At 69.3% G+C, this 22073-nt stretch carries 19 protein-coding genes; 9 read left to right on the top strand and 10 right to left on the bottom strand.

Features of this window, described 5'->3' with window-relative positions; translation table 11 throughout:
- The 7 genes from AB0F61_RS28160 to AB0F61_RS28130 form a co-directional block, all read right to left on the bottom strand.
- On the bottom strand, positions 1-2978 hold a 2978-nt coding region (locus AB0F61_RS28160; protein ID WP_357815534.1), incomplete at its 3' end, for a CHAT domain-containing protein.
- Between the two features lie 630 nt (positions 2979-3608).
- Complete coding sequence (locus AB0F61_RS28155) at positions 3609-4340, bottom strand: hypothetical protein (protein ID WP_357815531.1); 732 nt, start codon at positions 4338-4340, stop codon at positions 3609-3611.
- 140 nt (positions 4341-4480) lie between these two features.
- Positions 4481-6223 (bottom strand): ABC transporter substrate-binding protein, encoded by a 1743-nt coding sequence (locus AB0F61_RS28150; protein WP_357815528.1) that lies wholly within the window; start codon positions 6221-6223, stop codon positions 4481-4483.
- Between the two features lie 146 nt (positions 6224-6369).
- Positions 6370-7356 carry an ABC transporter permease gene (locus AB0F61_RS28145; RefSeq protein ID WP_357815524.1) on the bottom strand — a complete coding sequence of 329 codons (987 nt, stop codon included), beginning with the start codon at positions 7354-7356 and terminating at the stop codon, positions 6370-6372.
- A gap of 10 nt (positions 7357-7366) precedes the next feature.
- Positions 7367-8374, bottom strand: coding sequence for an ABC transporter permease (locus AB0F61_RS28140; protein WP_357815521.1), 1008 nt, complete (start codon positions 8372-8374; stop codon positions 7367-7369).
- Entirely contained in the window at positions 8371-9381 is a 1011-nt protein-coding gene (locus AB0F61_RS28135) for a dipeptide ABC transporter ATP-binding protein (RefSeq protein ID WP_357815518.1), read from the bottom strand. The genes AB0F61_RS28140 and AB0F61_RS28135 overlap by 4 nt, the downstream gene beginning before the upstream one ends.
- Positions 9378-10433: an ABC transporter ATP-binding protein gene (locus AB0F61_RS28130; protein ID WP_357815548.1), complete on the bottom strand. Its 1056-nt coding sequence runs from the start codon at positions 10431-10433 to the stop codon at positions 9378-9380. The genes AB0F61_RS28135 and AB0F61_RS28130 overlap by 4 nt, the downstream gene beginning before the upstream one ends.
- A 401-nt stretch (positions 10434-10834) precedes the next feature.
- Here AB0F61_RS28130 and AB0F61_RS28125 point away from each other — a divergent pair, with 401 nt between their 5' ends.
- The 5 genes from AB0F61_RS28125 (at position 10835) to AB0F61_RS28105 (ending at position 17703) form a co-directional block, all read left to right on the top strand.
- A complete protein-coding gene (locus AB0F61_RS28125; protein WP_357815515.1) occupies positions 10835-12271 on the top strand; it encodes a TldD/PmbA family protein in 1437 nt (478 codons plus the stop codon).
- Complete coding sequence (locus AB0F61_RS28120; protein WP_357815512.1) at positions 12268-13665, top strand: metallopeptidase TldD-related protein; 1398 nt, start codon at positions 12268-12270, stop codon at positions 13663-13665. Before AB0F61_RS28125 ends, AB0F61_RS28120 begins: the two co-directional genes overlap by 4 nt.
- A 232-nt stretch (positions 13666-13897) precedes the next feature.
- Positions 13898-14704: a hypothetical protein gene (locus AB0F61_RS28115; RefSeq protein ID WP_357815509.1), complete on the top strand. Its 807-nt coding sequence runs from the start codon at positions 13898-13900 to the stop codon at positions 14702-14704.
- Between the two features lie 12 nt (positions 14705-14716).
- Positions 14717-16645, top strand: a complete 1929-nt coding sequence (locus tag AB0F61_RS28110; protein ID WP_357815506.1) for a fumarate reductase/succinate dehydrogenase flavoprotein subunit — start codon at positions 14717-14719, stop codon at positions 16643-16645.
- Complete coding sequence (locus tag AB0F61_RS28105) at positions 16642-17703, top strand: succinate dehydrogenase/fumarate reductase iron-sulfur subunit (RefSeq protein WP_357815503.1); 1062 nt, start codon at positions 16642-16644, stop codon at positions 17701-17703. The genes AB0F61_RS28110 and AB0F61_RS28105 overlap by 4 nt, the downstream gene beginning before the upstream one ends.
- A gap of 114 nt (positions 17704-17817) precedes the next feature.
- On the opposite strand, the gene AB0F61_RS28100 is transcribed toward AB0F61_RS28105, so the two are convergent.
- The gene (locus AB0F61_RS28100) at positions 17818-18264 is read right to left on the bottom strand and encodes a (deoxy)nucleoside triphosphate pyrophosphohydrolase (RefSeq protein ID WP_357815500.1); all 447 of its coding nucleotides are present in this window, start codon (positions 18262-18264) and stop codon (positions 17818-17820) included.
- Between the two features lie 183 nt (positions 18265-18447).
- Between AB0F61_RS28100 and AB0F61_RS28095 the strand changes: the two genes are divergently transcribed.
- Entirely contained in the window at positions 18448-18756 is a 309-nt protein-coding gene (locus AB0F61_RS28095; protein WP_357815497.1) for a 4a-hydroxytetrahydrobiopterin dehydratase, read from the top strand.
- On the opposite strand, the gene AB0F61_RS28090 is transcribed toward AB0F61_RS28095, so the two are convergent.
- Together AB0F61_RS28090 and AB0F61_RS28085 are read right to left on the bottom strand one after the other, a co-directional pair.
- On the bottom strand, positions 18743-19180 hold the full coding sequence (locus AB0F61_RS28090; RefSeq protein WP_357815494.1) for a VOC family protein: 438 nt from the start codon (positions 19178-19180) through the stop codon (positions 18743-18745). The genes AB0F61_RS28095 and AB0F61_RS28090 overlap by 14 nt on opposite strands.
- Positions 19177-19533, bottom strand: a complete 357-nt coding sequence (locus tag AB0F61_RS28085; protein ID WP_357815491.1) for a DUF1801 domain-containing protein — start codon at positions 19531-19533, stop codon at positions 19177-19179. The genes AB0F61_RS28090 and AB0F61_RS28085 overlap by 4 nt, the downstream gene beginning before the upstream one ends.
- A 115-nt stretch (positions 19534-19648) precedes the next feature.
- On the opposite strand from AB0F61_RS28085, the gene AB0F61_RS28080 reads away from it, so the two are divergent.
- The 3 genes from AB0F61_RS28080 (at position 19649) to AB0F61_RS28070 (ending at position 21934) form a co-directional block, all read left to right on the top strand.
- The gene (locus AB0F61_RS28080) at positions 19649-20533 is read left to right on the top strand and encodes a LysR family transcriptional regulator (protein ID WP_357815489.1); all 885 of its coding nucleotides are present in this window, start codon (positions 19649-19651) and stop codon (positions 20531-20533) included.
- A gap of 72 nt (positions 20534-20605) precedes the next feature.
- The gene (locus tag AB0F61_RS28075) at positions 20606-20968 is read left to right on the top strand and encodes a PH domain-containing protein (protein ID WP_203147864.1); all 363 of its coding nucleotides are present in this window, start codon (positions 20606-20608) and stop codon (positions 20966-20968) included.
- A gap of 234 nt (positions 20969-21202) precedes the next feature.
- On the top strand, positions 21203-21934 hold the full coding sequence (locus AB0F61_RS28070; RefSeq protein ID WP_357815485.1) for a methyltransferase domain-containing protein: 732 nt from the start codon (positions 21203-21205) through the stop codon (positions 21932-21934).
- Positions 21935-22073 lie beyond the last annotated feature (139 nt).

Below are 22073 nucleotides of genomic sequence, written 5' to 3'. Positions count from 1 at the left end.
ATGCGGAGGGCTTCGTCGTAGTCGCCACGCTGATAGAGGATGTCGGCGATCTTGCCCCAGGTGATCGCAGTCGAGCGGGTGTCACCGAGTCGGTCGTAGACCGGAAGCTCAACTTCGCGGCGGATGCGGAGGGCTTCGTCGTAGTCACCTCGTTGGAAGTGGATGTCCGCGAGGGTTCCTCGGCAGGTGGCGGCTTCCCGTTCGGATCCTGCGGCGGTGAACAGTTGGCGGGCTTGCTGGAGAAGCTGTTCGGCATGGTGCAGTTCACCCCGGCCGATCAGGTAGGTCGCGTGTTCGGCCGTGACGCGTGCGCGGTCGATGGTCTGCAGGGAGTCATCGACCTGCGCCTGTTGTACGGCTCGGGTGAAGAGTTGACCGGCAGTGTTACCGTCCCCGCTGGTTGTCGCGGCGTCGGCGACCCGCCGGATGAGCAGGACGGGTACCGGGTGCTGGTGACGGTCGAGCAGAGCGATTGCCTCCTGACCGAGCCGGAATGCGTCGGCGGCTGGCCCGGAACGTAGCGCCTGCACGGCGTCGGCGGCGCAGGTAGCGGTGACTTGCGCATTGTCGGCGTGCAGGGCGATCCGGGTCAGTTGCAGGTCCAACTCCAAGTTGCGGTGATTCTGCGCCGCGGTGCCTCCCCACGCGGAGAACAGCGGCTCCGTGATCAGGCCGGCGAGGTCGGTGACTTCGGCGGCGTCGAGCGGGTCGAGGCGCCCGGCGGCCAGAGCGTTTGCGGCTATCGCCGGCTGTTGCGAGTCGTAGCCGTCTGAAAAGACGTCGACTAGTCCCAGCCCGCGGAGCCGGGCGGTTGACCCCCCGGTGCGCTGGGCCAAGGCATCCGCCACGGGCTCCGGCACCGGCAGGTCGAACAGCGTGAGGTCACGCAGTAACGCGCAATGGGCCGGGCCAGCCTGGCCGATTAGCGTGTCGAGCGCCAGGTTTTCCAGGAAGTCGCGTACCTCTGCTTCTGACGGTGGCTCGCCCTGGCGCAGGTATGTCTCCATCCCCGCGATCGCGGCCTCGGCCCGGTCGATGTCCACGTGGTCGCCGTAGACCAGGCGCAGCCCGATGAGGTCCTGCAGGCCTGGATTACCACGGCTGACCGTCACCGCCCGCTCGGCGAGCACCGCCCGCTCGTCCCGCCGCTGCGGGCTGACCCGCGCTCGTTGCCGATTCAGCAGCTTGCGTTGGGCGACCAATGACAGCGGCCGCAGGGGCACCTGTTCCAGCCGGCCCTCCAGACCCTCGAGGGTGAACTGGAAGCGGCTGGTCATGATCAGCCGGCTGTCGGTGTAGTCGGGGTTGAAGGAACGCAGGACACCTGCCAGCATCGGCGCCAACCCTGGATCGACCCGATGCAGGCCGTTGGAATCCGGTCGCAGGATCTGTTCGAGGTCATCGATGATCAGCAGCAGCGGGCGTTGACCGTCGCCGGACTGCGCGCACGGCCCGCTCAGCAGGTCGATCAGCAGCTCTTCGAGTGCCTCTGGCCGGTCACGGACGTCCGGCCGCCGCCTTTTGATCAGATCGCGGGCGTCCTGGTTGGCGCGTACCGCTTCATCGACCACGTTAAGGATCGCGGCCGCGCTGTAGTCGCCGAAGACCACCGCTGGGACCAGATGCGGGCATCGGTCCGCGATCCGCGCCGCCAGACTCGACTTACCGAGCCGCCCCTGCCCGTGCAGCAGTACCCCCGCACGGTCCGGTGAGCGCAGCGCTCGCAAAGCTTGTTGCAGCTCGGGGCGGCGGCCAACGAACATTTCCGGTGCGGCAACCGGCACATGATGCTTGCGGTCAAGGAAGACCTTGGTGCCGTGCACCGCCGACACCCGCGATCGTCTCCTGGTCCCTGCCACCAACGGTCCACCACCCAACGGACCCAACCACAGCCTCGCCAGATGCCAGTCCGCACGCAACCGCGGCTCGACGGAGTTCAGCAGCACGCGCCGAGCGTCACCGACCGCGAGAGCAAGATCCGCCCGCCTACTCAGCTGCTGGTACAACTGCTCGGCGAAGACGATCGCCGCCAGGTCGTCCACAGAGCCGTCCCAGCCGAGCACCGCCGGAACACCGGCCGACACCAACGCAGTGGCCATGGAATGCGCCACCAAGACGTCCCCATCGCCGCCGGATCCCGCCCTGCCACGACGCCCACCGCCCGCCGGCAAATACCCTCCCGCGTCGGCCGCCGTCGCAGTCAGGCAGGCCGACACGAACAACAACCGGGGCACCGTGGTCATCAACCTAACCAGTTCAGCCGCCGTGGTCGGCAGATCATCACCGACCTCGTCCTCCATCATCAACACCGGCACACCCGGCAGACCAGGCCGCACCGGCCACCTGTTCACCCCGTGACAGGACAGGTGCACCACCGGCATCCCACCCAAATCCGCCAGGCGTCGCCCCAACTCCTCCGGGTTGCCGGTGTCCTCCACCACCAGATCGACCCGAGTGTCGTCAACAGCCTTCAGAATCGCCGCTTCCTCAGCCTCGAAGTCCAGCTCGTGCTGCCGGCGCGGCGACGACGCCATAAAAGCCAAACCCAACCGGAACCAATCAGGCTCCGGAAAAATCCCGGGCACGCCGAGACGCCGCACCACACAGAACCGCAGCAACGCGTCCGCCGCCAAAAAGCTCCCGCCCGGAGGCGCCAAAAGCTCAAACGGCGCCCGCAAAACCGCCCAGGCCCGATCTGACGGCGACCTCGGCCCCCGAACCTCGAACACCACCGGCGCCGAGGCCTTGTCCAGCAACGCCGTCAACTGCCCCTGATCACCATCCAACCAGGACCACAGCTCCCGACCCAGCCCCACGAAAACCTCGTCAGATGCCCCGGAGTGCACCGCCCGCACATAGCGCGCCCCAAGATCGGCCAACTGCGCCCCATCGGCCTCGGTCAACGCCCGCCGCGACCCGATCCGCTCCCCGCCGACCACGACCTCGAAACCCGAATCGTCAAGGACCAGACCAGTCACGCCAACCGCCCCTCACCCAGATCGCTCAGCCACTGAACCCTAACGACGTTGCGTCCCGAACCGAATCCTAGAACGCCGCTCCAACCGACAAGCACCCGATCATCCGACCCCAACCATCCAAATCGGCAGACACCAGAATCAATAACCATGCGAACAGCCGTCCCGCGACCAGGGCCAACTAAATACCCGCAGTAGACAGAATCTGCAACGACGGAAGACCGACAAACCCGCCCCGGGAAGAGGTAGAACAAGAGATGCAATCGACTGATGCACTGGCAGCCAAACAATCACGCCGCACGATCTGGCTTTTCACTCTCGTGCGGGTCTGTGGATCTAAAGGTGTTGCCGGCCTGACCTGCCGGTGGGGAACACCCGCGCCCTGGTGGACAACTTCGGCGGGACGTCGACGATCTGTTCACCGTCGGCGAGTAGTCGGTTGGCGATGTGGCGGCCGATGCTTTGGCAGCCCTCGATCGCCCAGACCCGGTGCGGCCGGCCCCTGCTTGGCGTACGAACCCTGACCGAGCCAGGGTTCCAGTTCAACGAACAAGTAGCCGCTGTCCGCGAGCTGTCCCCGGGATGGCGAACCCGGTTGGTTGGGTGAGCGGAACTACCAACGAGCGCAAGGCGTCAGCTGAACCCAGTGGTGGAGCCGGCTGGACGCCCGTCGACACGCAGCTCGCGGAGGGCAGAGGCGAGTCGCGCCGCAAGAGCCGCATCGGCGCGCGAGAGTTCCGCGATCAGCGCCGCCGTCGCCGCGGTGAGGGCACGTGCGAGTTCGGCTTCGTCGAGCGCGCGTACCAGTGTGGTGCTCAGCGGCGCGGTCACCTCTGCAGGCAGCAGGTGGGCGCCTTTCGCATGGCTCGTGGGGTGACCGAGGCGCAGGCAGGCCAGGGCGAGGATCTGGCCGCGTAGGGCGCCTATCCACTGCTCGGCCTGCCACCAGCGGTGCCGCTGGATGCAGGTCCACGCGTGCAGGGCATGGTGCCATCCCAACCCGACCAGGGTCTGCCGACTCGGAGCCGGGTCTTCCTTCACCTGCGTGGGATGCCCGAAGACGGTACGCCAGCTCGGGCCATGCGGCCCAAATTCCGCAGCCGGGGTGAACCCGATGTCCACTTCGAGCATGTCGGGGAGCAGGAACACCCGATACACCGCCGGACCGGACGGCAGGTCCCAGTGGTGAACGGCGGCGAAGTCGCGGTAGAGCAGTTCGGTCCAGCGGCGCATCGCCGAATCCAGCGGTCCGTCGATGCCGAAGGCCAGGTCGATGTCCGACCATCGGTCGCCGCCGTCGACGGCGTGGGATCCGGTGATGGCGGCCCCGACGACGGCGGGGTCTCCTTCGGCCAGGCCGAGCAACCGCTCTCGGATCGCGTCACGCTCGCTGGCGGAGAACACCGCGCCACCCTATCGCCCTGGTTCCGGCGAGCGGACCAGCAGAAGCAGAAGGGCCCCCTCCCGACGACGCTGTCGGGAGGGGGCCCTTGCCTGCGGTGTGACTACGGCTTGACGTACGCGTTCACGAACGACGCGTAGCCGAAGACGCTGGAGATGAAGACCCCGCCGGCCTTGGACCCGTGCACGTTGTAGGCCACGTCCACGAAGAGCGGCACCACCGGGGCGTGCTCCTTCATGATCCGCTCGTCGAGCTTGGCCCACTCCGGGCCCTGGTCGGCGGCGGGCATCGCCTGGATGCGGTCCATCTCGGCGTTGATCGTCGGGTCGTTGAAGTAGGACTGGTTGCTGTTGCCCTCGGCCTTGATGGAGCGGCCGTCGTAGAGCACCGGCAGGATCGACGCCCCGCTCGGCCAGTCCGCCGCCCAGTTACCGATGTACAGGTCCCAGGGGTTGTCCTTCTTCTTGATCTCGTCGAGCTTCGCGTCGTCGGAGATGTTCCGCAGCGTGATCTTGAAGCCGGCGCGCTCCAGGTTGGCCTTGAGCTGTGCGCCCTGCTGCTGCTCGGTCGAGTTGTCGGCGACACCGAGGACCAGCTCCGGCGTCTTTCCGCCGAGCAGTTCCTTGGCCTTGGCCACGTCGCCGTTGGCGCCCGCCGGGTACGCCTCGTACGACTTGTAGCCGATGGTGGCCGGCGGCATCAGGGTGGTCAGCGGCGCGGCAACGGTCTGCCCGCCCATCGCCTTGATGAAGCCCTCGCGGTCGATGGCGTAGTTGAGTGCCTGGCGGACCTTCAGGTCGGTGACCCGCTGGTTGTTGATCACGAGCTGGTTGGCGCTCGGGGTCGGCGAGAGGATCGTCCGGGACTTGAGCGCGGCGTCCCCGGCCACCTTGGCGACGAGCGAGGCGGGCACGAAGTTGAAGGCGAGCGCGCTCTGGTCGGCGCCGTTGTCGGCGATCACCCGGTTGTTGGCGGCGTCCGCGGTCGGGCCGAAGCTCCACACGAACTGGTCCGGGTACTGGTGCCGGACCGGGTCGGTCTTCGGGTCCCAGTTGGGGTTGCGGTCCAGGGTGATCTGCACACCGACCTGGTTCTTGGCGACCTTGTACGGGCCGGACGAGAACGGCTGCTTGTCCAGGTTGACGCCGGTGTCCTTGTCGGCGGGCAGCGGCGCGGTGGTCGGCAGCGAGACCGCGAACGGCAGGTCACAGCGGGGCTTGGCGAACTCGAAGCGCAGCGTCTTCGCGTCCGGCGTGCTCAGGCCGGGCGGCAGCGACGTCTTGTTCTTCTTGAAGTCCCACTTGGTGTCGAACTGCGGGGTGTCGGCCAGCCACTCCTGGATGTAGGTGGGGCCGCCGGAGAGGTCCGGGTCGAAGGACCGGGCGATGCCGTACGCGATCTCCTTGGAGGTGATCGGGCGGCCGTCCTCGAACTTCACCCCGTCCTTGATCGTGAATTCCCAGACCTTGCAGTCGTTGTTGACGTTCTTGCCCGGCGTCTCGGCCAGGTCGCCGACGAGGACCAGGCCGCCCTTGCCGTCGTCCTTCCAGGTGGTCAGGTAGCGGGCGAAGAGCGGGTTGGTCATCAGACCGGCGAACGAGTACGTCCGCTGCGGGTCCAGGTGGGAGATCGGCGACTCCCGGATGATGGTGAAGGTGCCGCCCTTCGCGGCGCCGCTCACCTCGGCCGCCGGCCCCTGCGAGTCCTTGGGGTCGGTCGCGATGACCCCGGTCTGCTGCCGTTCGGTGTCCACGGTGGTGCCCTCGCCCGTGTTCTTCGAGCACGCACCCAATGCCACAACCAGAGCGATCGCGCCGCCTGCGGCAGCCGCCACGCGTGGTCTCATGAAGTACCTCCTTCACCCATGTGCCGTGCGGTTTCGCCGGGGCGAGAACCGCCGACGTCCCGAGGATCGTAAGGAAGAAAACCTACGAGTTGTGTAACAGTTGTCGATAAATTTCGCCAGCAGCCACGTGCTGGACAGCGGCCGGGTCAGCGCAGCCGGACCCGGGGGTCGATGGCCGCGTAGAGCAGGTCCACGAGCACGTTCGCCAACACCACGAAGACGGCCGCGATCAGCACCGTAGCCATGATGGTGGGCAGATCGCCCGAGCGCACCGCGTCCACCGCCGTACGCCCCAACCCCTGGATGCCGAACGTCGTCTCGGTGATCACCGTGCCGCCCAGCGCCCCGCCCACGTCCAGGCCGGCGATTGTCACCACCGGGGTGATTGCCGCGCGCAGCGCGTGCCGCCCGTACACCTTGGGTTTGGCCAGGCCCTTGGCCCGCGCGGTCCGGACGAAGTCCTCCGAGAGCGTCTCCAACATCTGCGCCCGGGACAGTCGGGCGTAGATGGCCGAGAAGAGGAAGGCAAGCGCCACCCAGGCGAGCACCAACCCGCTGGCCCACTTCGCCGGGTTGTCGAAGATGGAGGTGTAACTGGGCACCGGCAGCAGCCGCAGGTTGTAGACGAAGACCAGGAGCAGCACCGCGCCCACGAAGTAGAGCTGCAACGACGCTCCGGTGAGCGAGAAGCCGATGGCCGCCCGGTCGAGCCAGGTGCCGCGGCGCAACGCGGAGACCATGCCGAGGCCCACCCCGAGCAGCAGCCAGAGGACGGCCGCCGGGATGACGATGCTCAGCGTCACCGGCAGCACCCGGCCGATGGTGTCCGAGACGGCCTCGTTCGTGACGTACGACCAGCCCAGGCAGGGCGCGTCACACCGGCCGCCCTGAGCGCTGCCCAGGTCGCGGCCGGTGACGATGCCCTTCATGTAACCGGCGTACTGGCTGACCAGCGGGTCGTTCAGGCCCAGGTCGTCGCGGACCCGCTCCAGCCGCTCCGGGTTGCAGTTCTTCGGGCACATGCCGGTCACCGGGTCCCGCGGCAGGGCGAAGAACATCAGGAAGGTCAGCACGCTCACCGCGAACAGGGTGAGCACCGCGGAGAAGAGCCGCTTGATCAGAAATCGTGACATGAGCCCACCCCTACCGGGACGACTTCGGGTCGAGCGCGTCCCGCAACGCGTCGCCGAAGAGGTTGAAGGCGAACACCAGCGCGAAGATCATGATGCCCGGGAAGAACACGTACGCCGGGTCGGTCTGGAGAAAGTCCAGACTGTCGTAGATCATCCGGCCGAAGCTCGGCGTCTCGTCGCTGAGGCCGACGCCGATGAACGACAACGCCGCCTCGCTGGTGATGAACTGCGGCACCGCGAGCGAGAACGAGACAAGGATCGGCGCCCAGATGTTCGGCAGCAGTTGCCGGAAGATGATGTGCCCCAGCCCGGCCCCGCTGGCCTTGGCCGCCTCCACGAACTCCCGCTCCCGCAGCGCGATCACCTGCCCGCGGACCAGCCGAGCCGTGCTGGTCCATCCGAAGATGGCGAACACGGCGATCAGCACGCCGATCCCGAAGGCCGACGACACCTGCCCTCGCTCGCCGTAGAACCGCAGCGTGATGGTGGGGGTGAGCGCCAAGGCGATGATCAGGAACGGCATGGCCAGGGTCAGGTCGGTGATCCAGTTGATCACCGCGTCGAGCCAGCCGCCGAGGTAGCCCGCGAGCGCGCCGAGCGCAATACCGATCGTCGCGGTGATCAACGCGGCGGCGAACGCGATGAACAGCGACGTCCGCAGCCCGTAGATCAACCGGATGAAGATGTCCCGGCCCAGCCCCGGCTCCAGGCCGAACCAGTGCTCGCCGGTGACCCCGCCGGCGTAGCCAAGCGGCATGCCGAAGCCGTCCAGCAGGTTCTGGAACTGCTCCCGCGGACCGACGCCGTAGGCCATCTCGATCAACGGAGCCGCCAACCCCACGAGCATGAAGAAGACAAGCAGCACGCCGCTGACCATGGCCGTCCGGTCCCGGCGCAGCCGCAGCCAGGCGAGCTGACCGGGCGACCGCCCGACGACACCCTTCGTCACCGGCCCGCCCGCGTCCGTGCCGGACTCGATCTCGGCCAGCGCCACACCCTCCACCGGGGACAGGCTCACGACGGCACCTCCTCGACGACCTGGGTGATCGACCCCGCGACCTCCGGGAAGTGACACGCGGTGGCCTGGTTGCCGCCGTCGCGTGGCACCAGCGCGGGCTCCTCGCTCGCGCAGATGTCCTGCGCCTTCCAGCACCGGGTACGGAAGCGACAGCCCGACGGCGGGTCCAGCGGGGTGGGCACGTCACCGGTCAGCCGGATCCGGCCCGCCGGCCCGAGCTGGGTGACGTCCGGGATCGCCGAGAGCAACGCCCGCGTGTACGGATGCTGCGGGCGCTCGTAGATGTCGGCGCGGTCGCCGATCTCCACGATCCGGCCCAGGTACATGACCGCGACCCGCTGGCAGAAGTGCCGCACCACGGCCAGGTCGTGCGCGATGAACACGAACGCCAGGCCCAGCTCCCGTTGCAGGTCACGCAGCAGGTTGACGACCTGCGCCTGGATCGAGACGTCGAGCGCGCTCACCGGCTCGTCGGCGACGATCAGCCTGGGCCGCAACGCCAGCGCGCGGGCGATGCCGATGCGCTGACGTTGACCGCCGGAGAACTCGTGCGGGTACCGGTTGTAGTGCTCCGGGTTCAACCCGACCAGCTCCAGCAACTCCTGTACCCGGGCCTTGATCCCACCCGGCGGCTTGATCCCGTTTACCTGCAACGGCATCGCCACGATCCGCCCGACGGTGTGCCGGGGGTTCAACGAGGCGTACGGGTCCTGGAAGATGATCTGGAATTCCTGGCGCAGCGGGCGCAACTCCCGCCGGCCGGCGTGCGTGATGTCCCGCCCACCGAACTCGATGCTGCCGCTCGTCGGCTCCAACAGCCGCACCAGCATCCGGCCGGTGGTGGTCTTGCCACAACCCGACTCCCCCACCAGGCCGAGCGTCTCGCCGGGGCGCACGTCGAAGTCGAGCCCGTCCACCGCCCGCACCAGACCGGTGGCACGCAGCCCCTGGCGTACCGGGAAGTGCTTGGTCAGCCCGCGTACCCGCAGCAGTGGTTCGTCGGTCATCGGGCCACCCCCACGGATGCGATGTCCTCGGCGTAGAACGTGGCGCGCTCCTCGGCACCGAGGTGGCAGGCGACCAGGTGGCCGTCGTCCCCGGCCGCCCGCAGTTCCGGCACCTCGCTGCGGGACCGGCTGCCGACCCGGTCCGCGTACCGGCAGCGGGGGTGGAACGCGCAGCCGGACGGCAGGTTGATCAGGCTGGGAGGGTTGCCGGGGATCGGCACCAGGTCCGCGTCCGCGTCGCCGTGCAGCGACGGCACGCTGGAGAGCAACCCCCAGGTGTACGGATGCTGCGGCGAGCGGAGCACCTGCTCGACGCTGCCCCGCTCGACGGCACGCCCGCCGTACATGACAAGCACGTCGTCGGCGACCTGACCGACCACGCCGAGATCGTGGGTGATCAGGATGATCGCGGAGTGGAACTCGGCCTGGAGGTCGGCGAGCAGGTCCAGGATCTGCGCCTGCACGGTGACGTCCAGCGCGGTGGTCGGCTCGTCGGCGATCAGCAGCGCCGGGTCGTTGACCAGGGACATCGCGATCATCGCCCGTTGGCGCATACCGCCCGAGAACTCGTGCGGGTACTGGTCGAAGCGGCGCGCCGGCTGCGGGATGCCGACCCGGTCCAGCATGTCGACAGCCCGTTGGCGGGCCTCGCGCCGGTTGGCCTTCGGGTGGTGCACCCGGTACGCCTCGGCGATCTGCCGGCCCACCGTGTAGTAGGGGTGCAGCGCCGACAGTGGATCCTGGAAGATCATCGCCATGTCCCGGCCGCGCAGCCGGCGTACCTCCTCGTCGGCGAGGCCGACCACCTGCCGGCCGCCGACGGAGATCTCCCCGCTGATGGTGGTCCGTTTGGGATCGTGCAGGCCGAGGATCGCCAGCGAGGTGACGCTCTTGCCGGAGCCGGACTCGCCGACGATGCCGAGGGTGCGGCCCCGCTCGACCGCGAACGACACCCCGTCGACCGCGCGCACCACGCCGTCCTCGGTGTCGAACCGGACCCGCAGGTCACGTACCCGCAGGTAGGCGTCCTGGTCGGAGCGCTGGGCCGGCACGGTGGGGCGGTCGTCCGGTTCCCCGGACGGCACCGGTTCCGAGCTGTCCACGGCCACCTCCCTCAGTGACGAAGAGAACTTACAGGAAAGTCCTGAGGGTGAAAATAAGCTACAAAGCCGGCACGTGTCAGCGGGCCCGAGCGTAACGAGTCCGCATCGGCCCCGCACCCCCGTCACCTCGCCATCCACACCCGTTCATGCCACGACCGCACCGCGCCCCGCGCCAAGATCTACACAACTTCCCCGATGTTGCTGCCTCCGACACGCAGAGAGACAGCAACATCCCCGATGTTGCGTGGATCTTGACGACGAACACCGTCCCGGAGGGACCGGAAGGCCACCATCCGGCCGGAAGATCTGCTCCCCTGACGGGTGTCGGGCGGCTGGCCTAGGGTCGGTCCATGACCGAGTTCGACGCGGCCACCGCCGCCGTCCAGGCCGCCCTCGACGCGGGCGCACGGTACGCCGACGCCCGGGTGATGCACCGCCGCTACGAGTCGATGACCGCGCGCAACGGCGACGTGGAGGAGTTGACCCAGGACGAGAGCATCGGGCTCGGTGTCCGGGCTCTCGTCGGTGCGAGTTGGGGCTTCCACGCCGTACCCGATCTCTCTGACGCCGCCGCCCGCGACGCCGGCCGGCGCGCGACGCGGACCGCCATGGCGAGCGCGCGGGTTCCCGGCCCGCCGGTCGACCTGGTTCCGGCGCAGGCGGTCACCGCGAGCTGGGCGTCCGGTTGCGACATCGACCCGCTCGCGGTGCCCCTGTCGGACAAGGGCGACCTGCTGGTCGGCGCGACCCGCACGATGGCCGAGCACGGCGCGGACCTGGCCGAGGGCCTGTACCAGATCTGGGACACCGCGAAGTGGTTCGTCTCCAGTGAGGGTCACCGGATCGACCAGCGGATCCGCGAGTGCGGCGGCGGCATCTCGGCCACCTCGATCGGCGACGGCGAGACGCAGCGCCGGTCCTGGCCTAGCTACCGGGGGCAGTACGGGACCACCGGCTGGGAGCTGGTCGAGTCACTGGACCTGGCCGCGCACGCCGCGCAGATCGCCGAGGAGTCCCGGGCGTTGCTCACCGCGCCGCTCTGCCCGGCCGGCGAGACGGATCTGATCCTCGGCGGCGAGCAGTTGGCCCTGCAGATCCACGAGTCGGTCGGGCACGCCATCGAGTTGGACCGCATCCTCGGCTGGGAGGCCGCCTTCGCCGGCACGTCCTGGCTGGACCTGGCGCAGCTCGGTTCGCTGCGCTACGGCTCCGAGCTGATGAACATCACCATCGACCCGACCATCCCCGGCGCGCTGGGCAGCTTCGGTTTCGACGACGAGGGCTCCCCGGCGGTCAAGCGGGACGCGGTGCGCGACGGTCGCTGGGTGGGGGTGCTCGCCGGCCGGGACTCCGCCGCCATGGCCAGCCTCGACTACGGCGGCAGCGTACGGGCCGACGGGTGGGCGCGGCTGCCGATGGTGCGGATGACGAACGTCGGTCTGGAGCCCGGCCCGCACACCCTGGACGAGATCATCGCGGCGACCGACGACGGGGTGCTGATGGACCTCAACCGGTCCTGGTCGATCGACGACAAACGGCTCAACTTCCAGTTCGGCTGCGAGGTGGGCTGGGAGATCAAGAAAGGTCGGCGGGGGCGGATGCTGCGTAATCCCACGTACACCGGGATCGGCCCGCTCTTCTGGCGCTCGATGGACATGCTGTCCAGCGAGACGGTCTCCTGGGGCACGCCCAACTGCGGCAAGGGCCAGCCCGGCCAGATCGGGCACACCGGTCACCCGGCCGCGCCGGCCCGCTTCCGCAACGTCCGGGTGGGGGTGTCGGCATGACCGAGCCGGAGCTGGCTGGGCAGGTCATCGAGCTGGTCCGCCGCCTCGGTGGGCCGGCCGCGCAGGCCGAGGTGGTGGTGACGCGGGCGGACCTGGCGCTGACCCGGTTCGCCAACTCGGCCATCCACCAGAACGTCGCCGAGTCGACAGTCGGGGTCCGGCTGCGGGTGCACGTCGACGGGCGGACCGCCGCCGGCAGCGGCAGTGTGGTCACCGCCGACGGGCTGGGCGCGCTTGTCGAGCGCACCCTGGCCGCGGCGCGGCTCTGCCCGCCCGACCCGGGCTGGCCGGGCCTGGCCCCGCCGGCGCCCGCGCCGGCCGCGCCGGCAGTCGACGAGGCGACCGCGTACGCCGAGCCGGATCAGCGGGCCGACCGGGTCGCCGCTTTCGTGGCCGCCGCCGGGGGCCTCAGCACGGCCGGCTACTGCCGCACCGCGCACCGCTCGTCGGCGTACGCCAACTCGGCCGGGCACACGGCGTCCGGCCGCTCGGCCGAGGCGGCGATGGACGGCATCGCGCGCCGCGACGGCGCGGACGGGGTGGCCCGACGCCACGCCGACCGACTCTCCGACCTCGACGGCGCTGAGTTGGGCGCGCAGGCGGCGGCGAAGGCTCAGGCGGCGGCCGACCCGGTCGAGTTGTCACCGGGGCGCTACGAGGTGGTGTTCGAGCCGGCCGCCGTGGCGGACCTGTTGCAGAACCTCTCCTGGTACGGCTTCAACGGCAAGCGGTACGCCGAGCGGCAGTCGTTCGCCGAGCCGGGTACGGCCCAGTTCGACCGGGCGGTGACCCTGGTGGACGACCCGCTCGGCGCGTCGGGGCTGCCGTTCGACGCGGAGGGCACCGGTCGGCGGGCGCTGACCCTCATCGAGGCGGGCACCACCAGGGCGGTGGCGCACGACCGGCGGACGGCCGACGCGGCGGGCGCGCAGTCCACCGGGCACGCGGTCGCGGGTGGCGCCACGTGGGGGCCGATGGCCCGCAACCTGCGGCTGTCCGGCGCGACGGCCGGCCCGGCCAGCGCGACCGGCCGGAGCACCACCGGTGGGGCGGCCGGCGCGGTGGTAGACGCGGACACCGCGGCGCTTGTCGCCGACGTCCGCCGGGGGTTGCTGGTCACCGACCTCTGGTACACCCGGGTGCTCGACCCGAAGAGCCTCGTCGTCACCGGGCTGACCCGCAACGGCGTCTGGCTCATCGAGGACGGCACCGTCGTGCGGGCGGTACGTGACCTGCGGTTCACCGAGTCGTACCCGCGGGCGCTCGGGCCCGGGGCGGTGCTCGGGCTGGGCGCGCGGGTGGTGCGCCAACCGGATCGGGTGGACGGTGCGTGGTGGGCGGCCCCCTCGCTGCGACTGGCGTCCTGGCACTTCACCGGAGGCGCCTCCGGATGACCCGTGGCGGCCCGCCGTACCAAGGCATTTCCGCAGGCCAGACACACGGGACACTCCCTTGCGCGGACGGCTCGCAGAGATCGGCGTAACGTGTGTCACTTAGCTGCGTCGGTCGATCCGGCGTGGTCGTTGGTGTGCGCAGGACGTGGCAGCGGGTGCGGGTTCGCCGGTCCGCTTGCCGACCGGAGAGAGATCAGCCCGCCCGTACGGGCCCGTCGAGGAGACGACTCGAATGACTTCAACGGCAACGAAGCCGCGGGGAGCGCGGGCGCGCGCCGCGATCGCGGCGAAGACGTTGCGTACCGACCGCTGGTGGTTCGCTCCGCTGATCACCGTGATCGGGCTCAGCGCCTGGGTCGCGTACGCGACGGTGCGGGTCTTCCAACACGACAACTACTGGGTGGACGCGTACCACTACCTGACCCCGTTCTACTCCCCGTGCGTCACCGACCGGTGCGTCGAGGCCGCCTCGCACTTCGGCCGGTTCCTGCCCGGCTGGTGGGTCATCCCGGACGCCGCGCTGACCCTGCCGTTCCTGCTGCTGTTCCGGCTCACCTGCTACTACTACCGCAAGGCCTACTACCGGTCGTTCTGGCTGTCGCCGCCGGCCTGCGCCGTGCCGGACGGCCACAAGGAGTACGCCGGTGAGACCCGCTTCCCGCTGCTCGGTCAGAACCTGCACCGCTACTTCTTCTACGCCGCCGCGATCATCTCGCTGATCAACACCTGGGACGCGATCCTCGCCTTCCACTCGCCGAAGGGCTTCGGCTTCGGGCTCGGCAACATCATCCTGGTGCTCAACGTGGTGATGCTCTGGGCGTACACGATCTCCTGCCACTCCTGCCGGCACATCATCGGCGGCCGGCTCAAGCACTTCTCCAAGCACCCGGTGCGGTACAGGGCCTGGACTGTCGTCTCGGCGTTGAACGTCCGGCACATGCAGCTTGCCTGGATCACCCTCGGCACCCTGGCGCTGGCCGACTTCTACATCATGGCGCTCGCGGCCGGCTGGTTCTCCGACCTGCGGTTCATCAACTAAAGGGCCCCTGACATGACCACTACCACTCGCATCGAACGACACCACTACGACGTCGTCGTCATCGGGGCCGGCGGCGCCGGTCTGCGCGCGGCGATCGAGGCCCGGCTCGCCGGCAAGAAGACCGCGATCATCTCGAAGTCGCTGTTCGGCAAGGCGCACACGGTGATGGCCGAGGGTGGCGCGGCAGCCGCCATGGGCAACGTGAACAGCCGGGACAACTGGCAGGTGCACTTCCGCGACACCATGCGCGGCGGCAAGTTCCTCAACAACTTCCGGATGGCCGAGCTGCACGCGAAGGAGTCGCCGCAGCGGATCTGGGAGTTGGAGACGTACGGTGCGCTCTTCGACCGCACCAAGGACGGCAAGATCTCGCAGCGCAACTTCGGCGGCCACGAGTACCCGCGCCTGGCGCACGTCGGCGACCGGACCGGCCTGGAGCTGATCCGCACCCTCCAGCAGAAGATCGTCTCGCTTCAGCAGGAGGACCAGCGGGAGTTCGGCTCGTACGACGCCCGGATCAAGGTGTTCTCCGAGACCACGATCACCGAGCTGCTGCTCGACGGTGACCGGGTCGCCGGCGCGTTCGGGTACTACCGCGAGTCGGGCGAGTTCATCCTCTTCGAGGCACCGGCCGTCGTGCTCGCCACCGGTGGTGTCGGACGCTCCTACAAGGTCACCTCGAACTCCTGGGAGTACACCGGGGACGGGCACGCGTTGGCGCTGCGCGCCGGGGCGACGCTGATCAACATGGAGTTCCTCCAGTTCCACCCGACCGGCATGGTCTGGCCGCCCTCGGTGAAGGGCATCCTGGTCACCGAGTCGGTGCGTGGTGACGGTGGCGTCCTGAAGAACTCCGAGGGCAAGCGGTTCATGTTCGACTACGTCCCAGACGTCTTCCGCAAGCAGTACGCGGAGACCGAGGAGGAGGCGGACCGCTGGTACACCGACCCGGACAACAACAGGCGTCCGCCGGAGCTGCTGCCCCGCGACGAGGTGGCCCGCGCGATCAACAGTGAGGTCAAGGCCGGTCGGGGCTCCCCCGCCGGCGGTGTCTTCCTGGACATCGCGAGCCGGCGTTCGGCCGACGAGATCCGCCGGCGGCTGCCGTCGATGTACCACCAGTTCAAGGAGCTGGCCGACGTCGACATCACCGCCGAGCCGATGGAGGTCGGGCCGACCTGCCACTACGTGATGGGCGGCGTGGAGGTGGACCCGGACTCGGGTGCCGCCTTCGGTCACGTACGCGGACTGTTCGCCGCCGGTGAGGTCTCCGGCGGTATGCACGGCTCCAACCGGCTGGGCGGCAACTCCCTGTCCGACCTGCTGGTCTTCGGCAAGCGGGCGGGCGGGCACGCGGCCAGCTACGCCGACGGGCTGGCCGCCCGGCCGAAGGTGGCGGTGGGCGCGGTCGAGGCGGCCGTGGAGACCGCTCTGGCTCCGCTCCAACGGGACACCGGCGAGAGCCCGTACACCCTCCAGCAGGACCTCCAGGCGGTCATGGGAGATCTGGTCGGGATCATCCGCCGCGAGGGCGAGCTGGCCGACGCGCTGGTGCGGCTGGCCGAGCTGCGCGAGCGGGTCGCCAAGGTGAGCGCGTTCGGCGGCCGGCGCTACAACCCGGGCTGGCACCTCGCCCTGGACCTGCGCAACATGCTTGTGGTCTCGGAGTGCACCGCGAAGGCGGCGCTGGAGCGGCAGGAGTCGCGCGGCGGGCACACCCGGGAGGACTATCCGGCGATGGAGCCGAAGTGGCGGCAGGTCAACCTGGTCTGCTCGCTTGACGGCGACAGCGTACGGCTGACCCGTAAGCCGCTGCCGAAGATGCGGCCGGAGCTGATCGGCCTCTTCGACCGTGCGGAGCTGGCCAAGTACCTCACCGACGAGGAGCTGGCCGACTTCGACGCCCTCGTCGCCGACGCTGGAGAGGCGGACAACCGATGAGCGCGAAGCGTCAGTTCCGGATCTGGCGGGGCGACGAGACCGGCGGGGACCTGCAGGACTACATGGTGGAGGTGAACGAGGGCGAGGTCGTCCTCGACGTCATCCACCGCCTCCAGGCCACCGACGCGCCGGACCTGGCCTGCCGGTGGAACTGCAAGGCCGGCAAGTGCGGCTCCTGCTCCATGGAGATCAACGGCAAGCCGCGGTTGGGTTGCATGACCCGGATGTCGACCTTCGGCGACGAGGAGACCGTCACGGTCACCCCGCTGCGGACCTTCCCGGTGATCCGGGACTTGGTCACCGACGTCTCGTTCAACTACGAGAAGGCCCGGGAGACCCCGGCGTTCGCCCCACCGGCGGACGTGGCCCCGGGCGACTACCGGATGCAGCAGGTCGACGTCGAGCGCTCGCAGGAGTTCCGCAAGTGCATCGAGTGCTTCCTGTGCCAGACGGTCTGCCACGTGATCCGTGATCACGACGAGAACAAGCAGGCGTTCTCCGGCCCCCGGTACTTCATCCGGGCGGCCGAGCTGGACATGCACCCGCTGGACACCCGGACGGACCGCAAGGAGTACGCGCAGGCCGAACAGGGCCTCGGTTTCTGCAACATCACCAAGTGCTGCACCGAGGTCTGCCCCGAGCACATCAAGATCACTGACAACGGGATCATCCCCATGAAGGAACGGGTCGTCGACCGCAGGTACGATCCCCTTGTGTGGCTTGGTAGCAAGATCTTCCGTCGGGGCGAGACTCCCCAGACCAGCGTGACCACCGCCCGTCAGGGCTCGACGACGCCGGGCTCGGCCCGGGCTGGGTTGCACTCGCACGCGGGTGGTTCCCACGACCCGCGGGCCGAGGCGCAGGCGCAGAGTGGCGTGAACTGGGACCGGGAGGTGCCTCACCCGACCGCTCCGGCGGTGGACGACCGGGGCAAGCTGCCGCTGACCGAGCTCACGTTCGACCGGGCCGCCGCGCCGTCGCCGTTCGGTGACGACGTGACCTTCCCGCTGCCTCCGGAGCACCTCAACTTCGCGCACCCGGACCAAGACAAGCACTGATCACCCGAACAAAGACGGGGGCCGCGGCTATCGCCGCGGCCCCCGCCCCCATTCCGCCGTTGATCATGAGGTTGGCGAGCCCTTCGGGGCCGAAACGACCCGTCAACCTCATGATCAGCCGGGAGCTGGGGCCAGGAGGGGGCGGAGGGCGGCCACGATGGGGGCGTCGGCGGGGAGCCAGGTGACCGAGTCCAGTTCGTCGGCCGCGAGCCAGCGCAGCGCCTCGTGTTCCAGCGCCTCGGGCTCGTCGCCGTGGAGCAGGCGGGCGGCGTACACCTTGAGCACCGAACGGCCGTGCGCCATCCGTACGTTGCGGCCGACCCGATCGCCGACCTCGACGCGTACGGCCAGCTCCTCGGCGCACTCCCGGACCAGCGCGTCGGTCTCGCCCTCCCCCGGCTCGACCTTCCCGCCGGGAAACTCCCACATTCCGGCCACCTCGGGCGGGGCGGCACGCGCACAGGCCAGCACCCGCCCGTCCCGGATGATCGCCGCACCGACGATCACCTTCAGGTCCCGTCGTTCGGTCTGCCCGCCGCCATTCGCCCGTTCGGTCCGCACGGGCGTCCAGGGTGCCAGATCAATCGGCGGTTTGGGTACCGTAGCCGTCCGCTAGGCCAACAGAACACGGAAGTGTGGGCGTGGACACCCCTTCCGAGCGGCGACAGACTAGAGGACACCGACAAGACACGGGATGGCGACGATTTGGCCACGAGCCGACAACGGCGCTTGGGGGGTGCGGTGATGCGCGTGCTGTTCAACAGCAGGGCCAAGCAGGACTACCTCTCCGACGCGTTGACCTTGCTAGCTGGTTGGACGCGCGAGGGCGAGCAGATCCGGCGGACGCTCGCGATCGACGATACCCAACACGCCGCCCTGACCGAAAGGGTCAAGGTCGTCGCCGACGCGCTGCACCTGCGCCCCGAGATCAGCCGCCTGCCCGACAGCACGCAGATCCGGGTGGGGCACGGCAACGGCGAGCCGTTGACCGAGGGTGAGGTCCTGTTGGCCGCCCGCATCGAGGACGCGTACCGGGCCGTCACCGAGTCCTGACCACCGCCTCCGGATCCGACGCTGCGTCACCCGACCCCGCGTCCTGCGGGTACCAGCGCAGCTCCACCGAGTTGCCGTCCGGGTCCCGCACGTAGATCGAGGTCGCCGAACCGCGGGCGCCGAACCGGCTGACCGGCCCGGTCAGCACCGTGAAGACCCCCGACTCGATCACCTCCGCCCAGTCGAGTGGTGCCACCACCAGGCAGAAGTGGTCCACGTTCGCGCCCTGCGGCTCACCTCGGACGAGGTCGATGATGCTGCCGGGGCTGATCCGCACCGACGGGAACGGGACGCTGCCCGCGCGCCACTCGTCGACCCGTACCGGTGCCAGCCCGAGCTGGCCGCAGTAGAAGTCGAGGGACCGTTCCACGTCGGCGACTGTCAACACCAGGTGGTCGAAGCCGGTCACCCGCACCGCGCTCACGCCTCCTCCTCCAGGTTCGCCGCGGCGCGCAGCCAGCCACTGAACAGGGCCGGATCGATGTCGGCGACCTCGCGCAACTTCACGGCCGCCATCGCCCGCGCACCGGGTGTCAGCCGCCCGGACGGGTCGGCGATGTCCTGCCCCCGCCACAGCCCGAAGGTGACGTACGACCTGTACGCCTTGACGAGGCAGACCGGGCGCTGGCCGGGCCGGTCACCCAGGCCCCAGACCGGGTGCCCGTGCCACATCGCGCCGGTCGCCCCGGGCAGCGCCGCCGCGATGATCGGCGTCAGCTTCTCGCCGATCTCGCGCAGTGGGCCGGCCAGGCCGTCCAGGTAGTCGTCAATGCTCACGTCAGAGCCTTTCACTAGGTGTTCCCTGCCGCGTTTCACGATCCCCGGACGAGGGACGTCGACCAAGACCGGATGCCGCTACGATCGTTGCCCACAGGTCAACGATGGGAACGGTGTGCTGGAGCGGTACGAGGTCGAGACCTTCCTGACCCTCGCGGAGGAACTGCACTTCGGCCGGACCGCCGAGCGGTTGACCGTCAGCACCGGCCGGGTCAGCCACATCGTGAAGAAGCTGGAACGCCGGATCGGCGCACCGCTGTTCGCCCGCACCAGTCGGGTCGTCCGGCTCACCCCGATCGGCCGGCAACTCGCCGACGAGCTGGCTCCGCTCGTCGCCGGGATGGACGAGGCCGTCCGCCGCGCGACCGACGCCGCCCGGGGCGTGACCGGCACGCTACGGGTGGCGTTCCTCGGCGAGTGGACCGCGCCGGTGCTGCTCCGGGCGGTGGCCCTGTTCGGCGAACGACACCCCGACTGCCGGGTGGAGGTGCACGAGGCGCAGTTGTCGAACACCCGGTCCGGGCTGCTCGACGGCACGACTGACGTGTTGATCGCCTCGTACCCGTTCGACGGGATGTCCACCGGCCCGGCGCTGCTCTCCGAAAATCGGGTGCTGGCGGTGGCGGCGGGTCACCCGCTCACCCGGGAGCGATCGGTGTCGCTGGAGGTGCTCGCCGACCACCCGGTGGTGCAGTACCCGACAGTGACCTCGGTGGAGTTCAAGCGGGACCGCACCCCGGAGCGCACCCCGGCCGGCCGGCCGGTGCCGAAGGGTCCCGCCGGGAACACCTTCTCCGAGATGCTGTCCCTGGTCGCGCTGGGCCGGGGTGTCCTGCCGGTGGGCGAGCACACCCGGCGCTACTACCCACGTTCCGACGTGGCGTACGTGCCCATCCACGACGCGCCGGCGATCGAACGAGGGCCGGTCTGGCTACCCAGCAACACCACCAGCCGGGTACGCGAGTTCGTCCGCGCCGCGACCGACGCGAACCCCCGCTGAGACACACCGGGTCTCGGCACCACCGTCCTCGCCCGTTGGGCACGTTGGCACCGGTTTTCTAGCCTTGGACACATGGCGAACATCGCGTACGACCGCAAAGAGCAGGTCCAGCAGATCGAGAGTGGCCTCCTCGACGGTGAGCAGATCATCGCCGTCTACGACGCGGTCGGCACCGGCACCGGGTTCATCGGGCTGACGGACCGTCGCGTGATCATCCAGGACCGCTCCTTCGTCGGGAAGCGGTTCGCGATCACCAGCATCCCGTACTCGAAGATCACCAGCGTGAGTGTGGTCAGCAACAAGTCCTGGGGTGGTTCGTTCTTCTCCACCGGGGCGATCGCCATCCACGTGGGGACGCACACCTACGAGGTGGAGTTCCGTGGCGCGCAGAAGAGCCACCACGTGCACAACGTGATCCTGCACCACATCTCCTGACCGCCCCACCGCAGCGGCCCGGCACGGCATATATGCCTTGCCGGGCCGCTGCCGTCTCTGGTCTCCTCGGTCCACAGCCGCGCGAAGGGAGCAGCCACCATGCCCGTCACGACGAAGTCCCTCCGACCGAACGTCATCCGACCTGAGGAATCGAGGCTTCGTGAGCAGCTCTGCTCCGACCACCAGGGCGCGGAGGCGCGCCACTGACCCCCTGACCAACCCCGGAGGCCGCTGATGTCGGTCTTCGACGATCCCGGCCTCTTCGGCCGGCTGTGGGCCGCCGGCTACGACGACCCAGGCAACCCCGACCCGATGCCAGCGGTGGACTTCCTGGCCGATCTGGCCGACGGTGGGCCGGTTCTCGAACTGGCGATCGGCACCGGCCGGGTCGCGCTGCCGCTGGCCGCGCGCGGTTTCGACGTGCACGGTGTCGAGGCGTCCGAGGAGATGCTTGCGCAGTTGCGGGCCAAGCCCGGCGGCGACCGGATCCCGGTGGTCGTCGCGGACATGGCGGACGTACCGGTGACCGGTGAGTTCCGGCTCGCGTACCTGGTCTTCAACACACTGTTCAACCTGGTGGACGCCGAGCGGCAGGCGGACTGTTTCCGCAACGTCGCCCGGGTGCTGGCACCGGGCGGGGCGTTCGTCATCGAGACGTTCGTGCCCGACCCGCGTGACTTCGACGCCCATGAGCAGGTGCAGGTCTGGGGCGTCACCGAGGACTCCGCGACGATCCGGCTGCACAGGTACGACCGGCCGGCGCAGTCGTTCATCCGGCAGACCATCACCTTCGACGCCGACGGTGTGCACCTGAAGCCGTTCGCCATGCGGTACGCCTGGCCACACCAGATCGACGAGATGGCGCAGCAGGCCGGGCTGCGGCTCACCGAGCGGTACGCCGACTGGCACCGACGACCGTTCCAGGCCGACAGCCCGTCGCACATCTCCGTCTACCGCCTCCACTAGCGGTTTGATCGACTCGGGTTCCGGAAAGTAGGGGTGTCATGGCACGAGGCCACCCCGACGTCAAGGAACCCGAGTCGATCTCCAGCGCGCCTTACGCCCTCGGCTGATTCTGCTGGTAGCAGTAGGTGTTGATCCGCAG

It is taken from the genome of Micromonospora sp. NPDC023888 (genome assembly GCF_040639415.1).
In the GTDB taxonomy this organism is placed as follows: Bacteria; Actinomycetota; Actinomycetes; order Mycobacteriales; family Micromonosporaceae; genus Micromonospora.
The sequence above is the reverse complement of the archived record's forward strand: the minus strand, read 5'-3'. Positions and strand labels throughout refer to the sequence as shown.

What these genes read in the sequence shown, in the direction of transcription:
- AB0F61_RS28125 (WP_357815515.1), top strand. Translation starts at nt 10,835, where the DNA reads ATGACCGAGTTCGACGCGGCCACCGCCGCCGTCCAGGCCGCCCTCGAC.
- AB0F61_RS28150 (WP_357815528.1), bottom strand. Translation starts at nt 6,223, where the DNA reads ATGAGACCACGCGTGGCGGCTGCCGCAGGCGGCGCGATCGCTCTGGTT.
- AB0F61_RS28095 (WP_357815497.1), top strand. Translation starts at nt 18,448, where the DNA reads ATGCGCGTGCTGTTCAACAGCAGGGCCAAGCAGGACTACCTCTCCGAC.
- AB0F61_RS28110 (WP_357815506.1), top strand. Translation starts at nt 14,717, where the DNA reads ATGACCACTACCACTCGCATCGAACGACACCACTACGACGTCGTCGTC.
- AB0F61_RS28145 (WP_357815524.1), bottom strand. Translation starts at nt 7,356, where the DNA reads ATGTCACGATTTCTGATCAAGCGGCTCTTCTCCGCGGTGCTCACCCTG.
- AB0F61_RS28075 (WP_203147864.1), top strand. Translation starts at nt 20,606, where the DNA reads ATGGCGAACATCGCGTACGACCGCAAAGAGCAGGTCCAGCAGATCGAG.
- AB0F61_RS28105 (WP_357815503.1), top strand. Translation starts at nt 16,642, where the DNA reads ATGAGCGCGAAGCGTCAGTTCCGGATCTGGCGGGGCGACGAGACCGGC.
- AB0F61_RS28070 (WP_357815485.1), top strand. Translation starts at nt 21,203, where the DNA reads ATGTCGGTCTTCGACGATCCCGGCCTCTTCGGCCGGCTGTGGGCCGCC.
- AB0F61_RS28120 (WP_357815512.1), top strand. Translation starts at nt 12,268, where the DNA reads ATGACCGAGCCGGAGCTGGCTGGGCAGGTCATCGAGCTGGTCCGCCGC.
- AB0F61_RS28135 (WP_357815518.1), bottom strand. Translation starts at nt 9,381, where the DNA reads ATGACCGACGAACCACTGCTGCGGGTACGCGGGCTGACCAAGCACTTC.
- AB0F61_RS28115 (WP_357815509.1), top strand. Translation starts at nt 13,898, where the DNA reads ATGACTTCAACGGCAACGAAGCCGCGGGGAGCGCGGGCGCGCGCCGCG.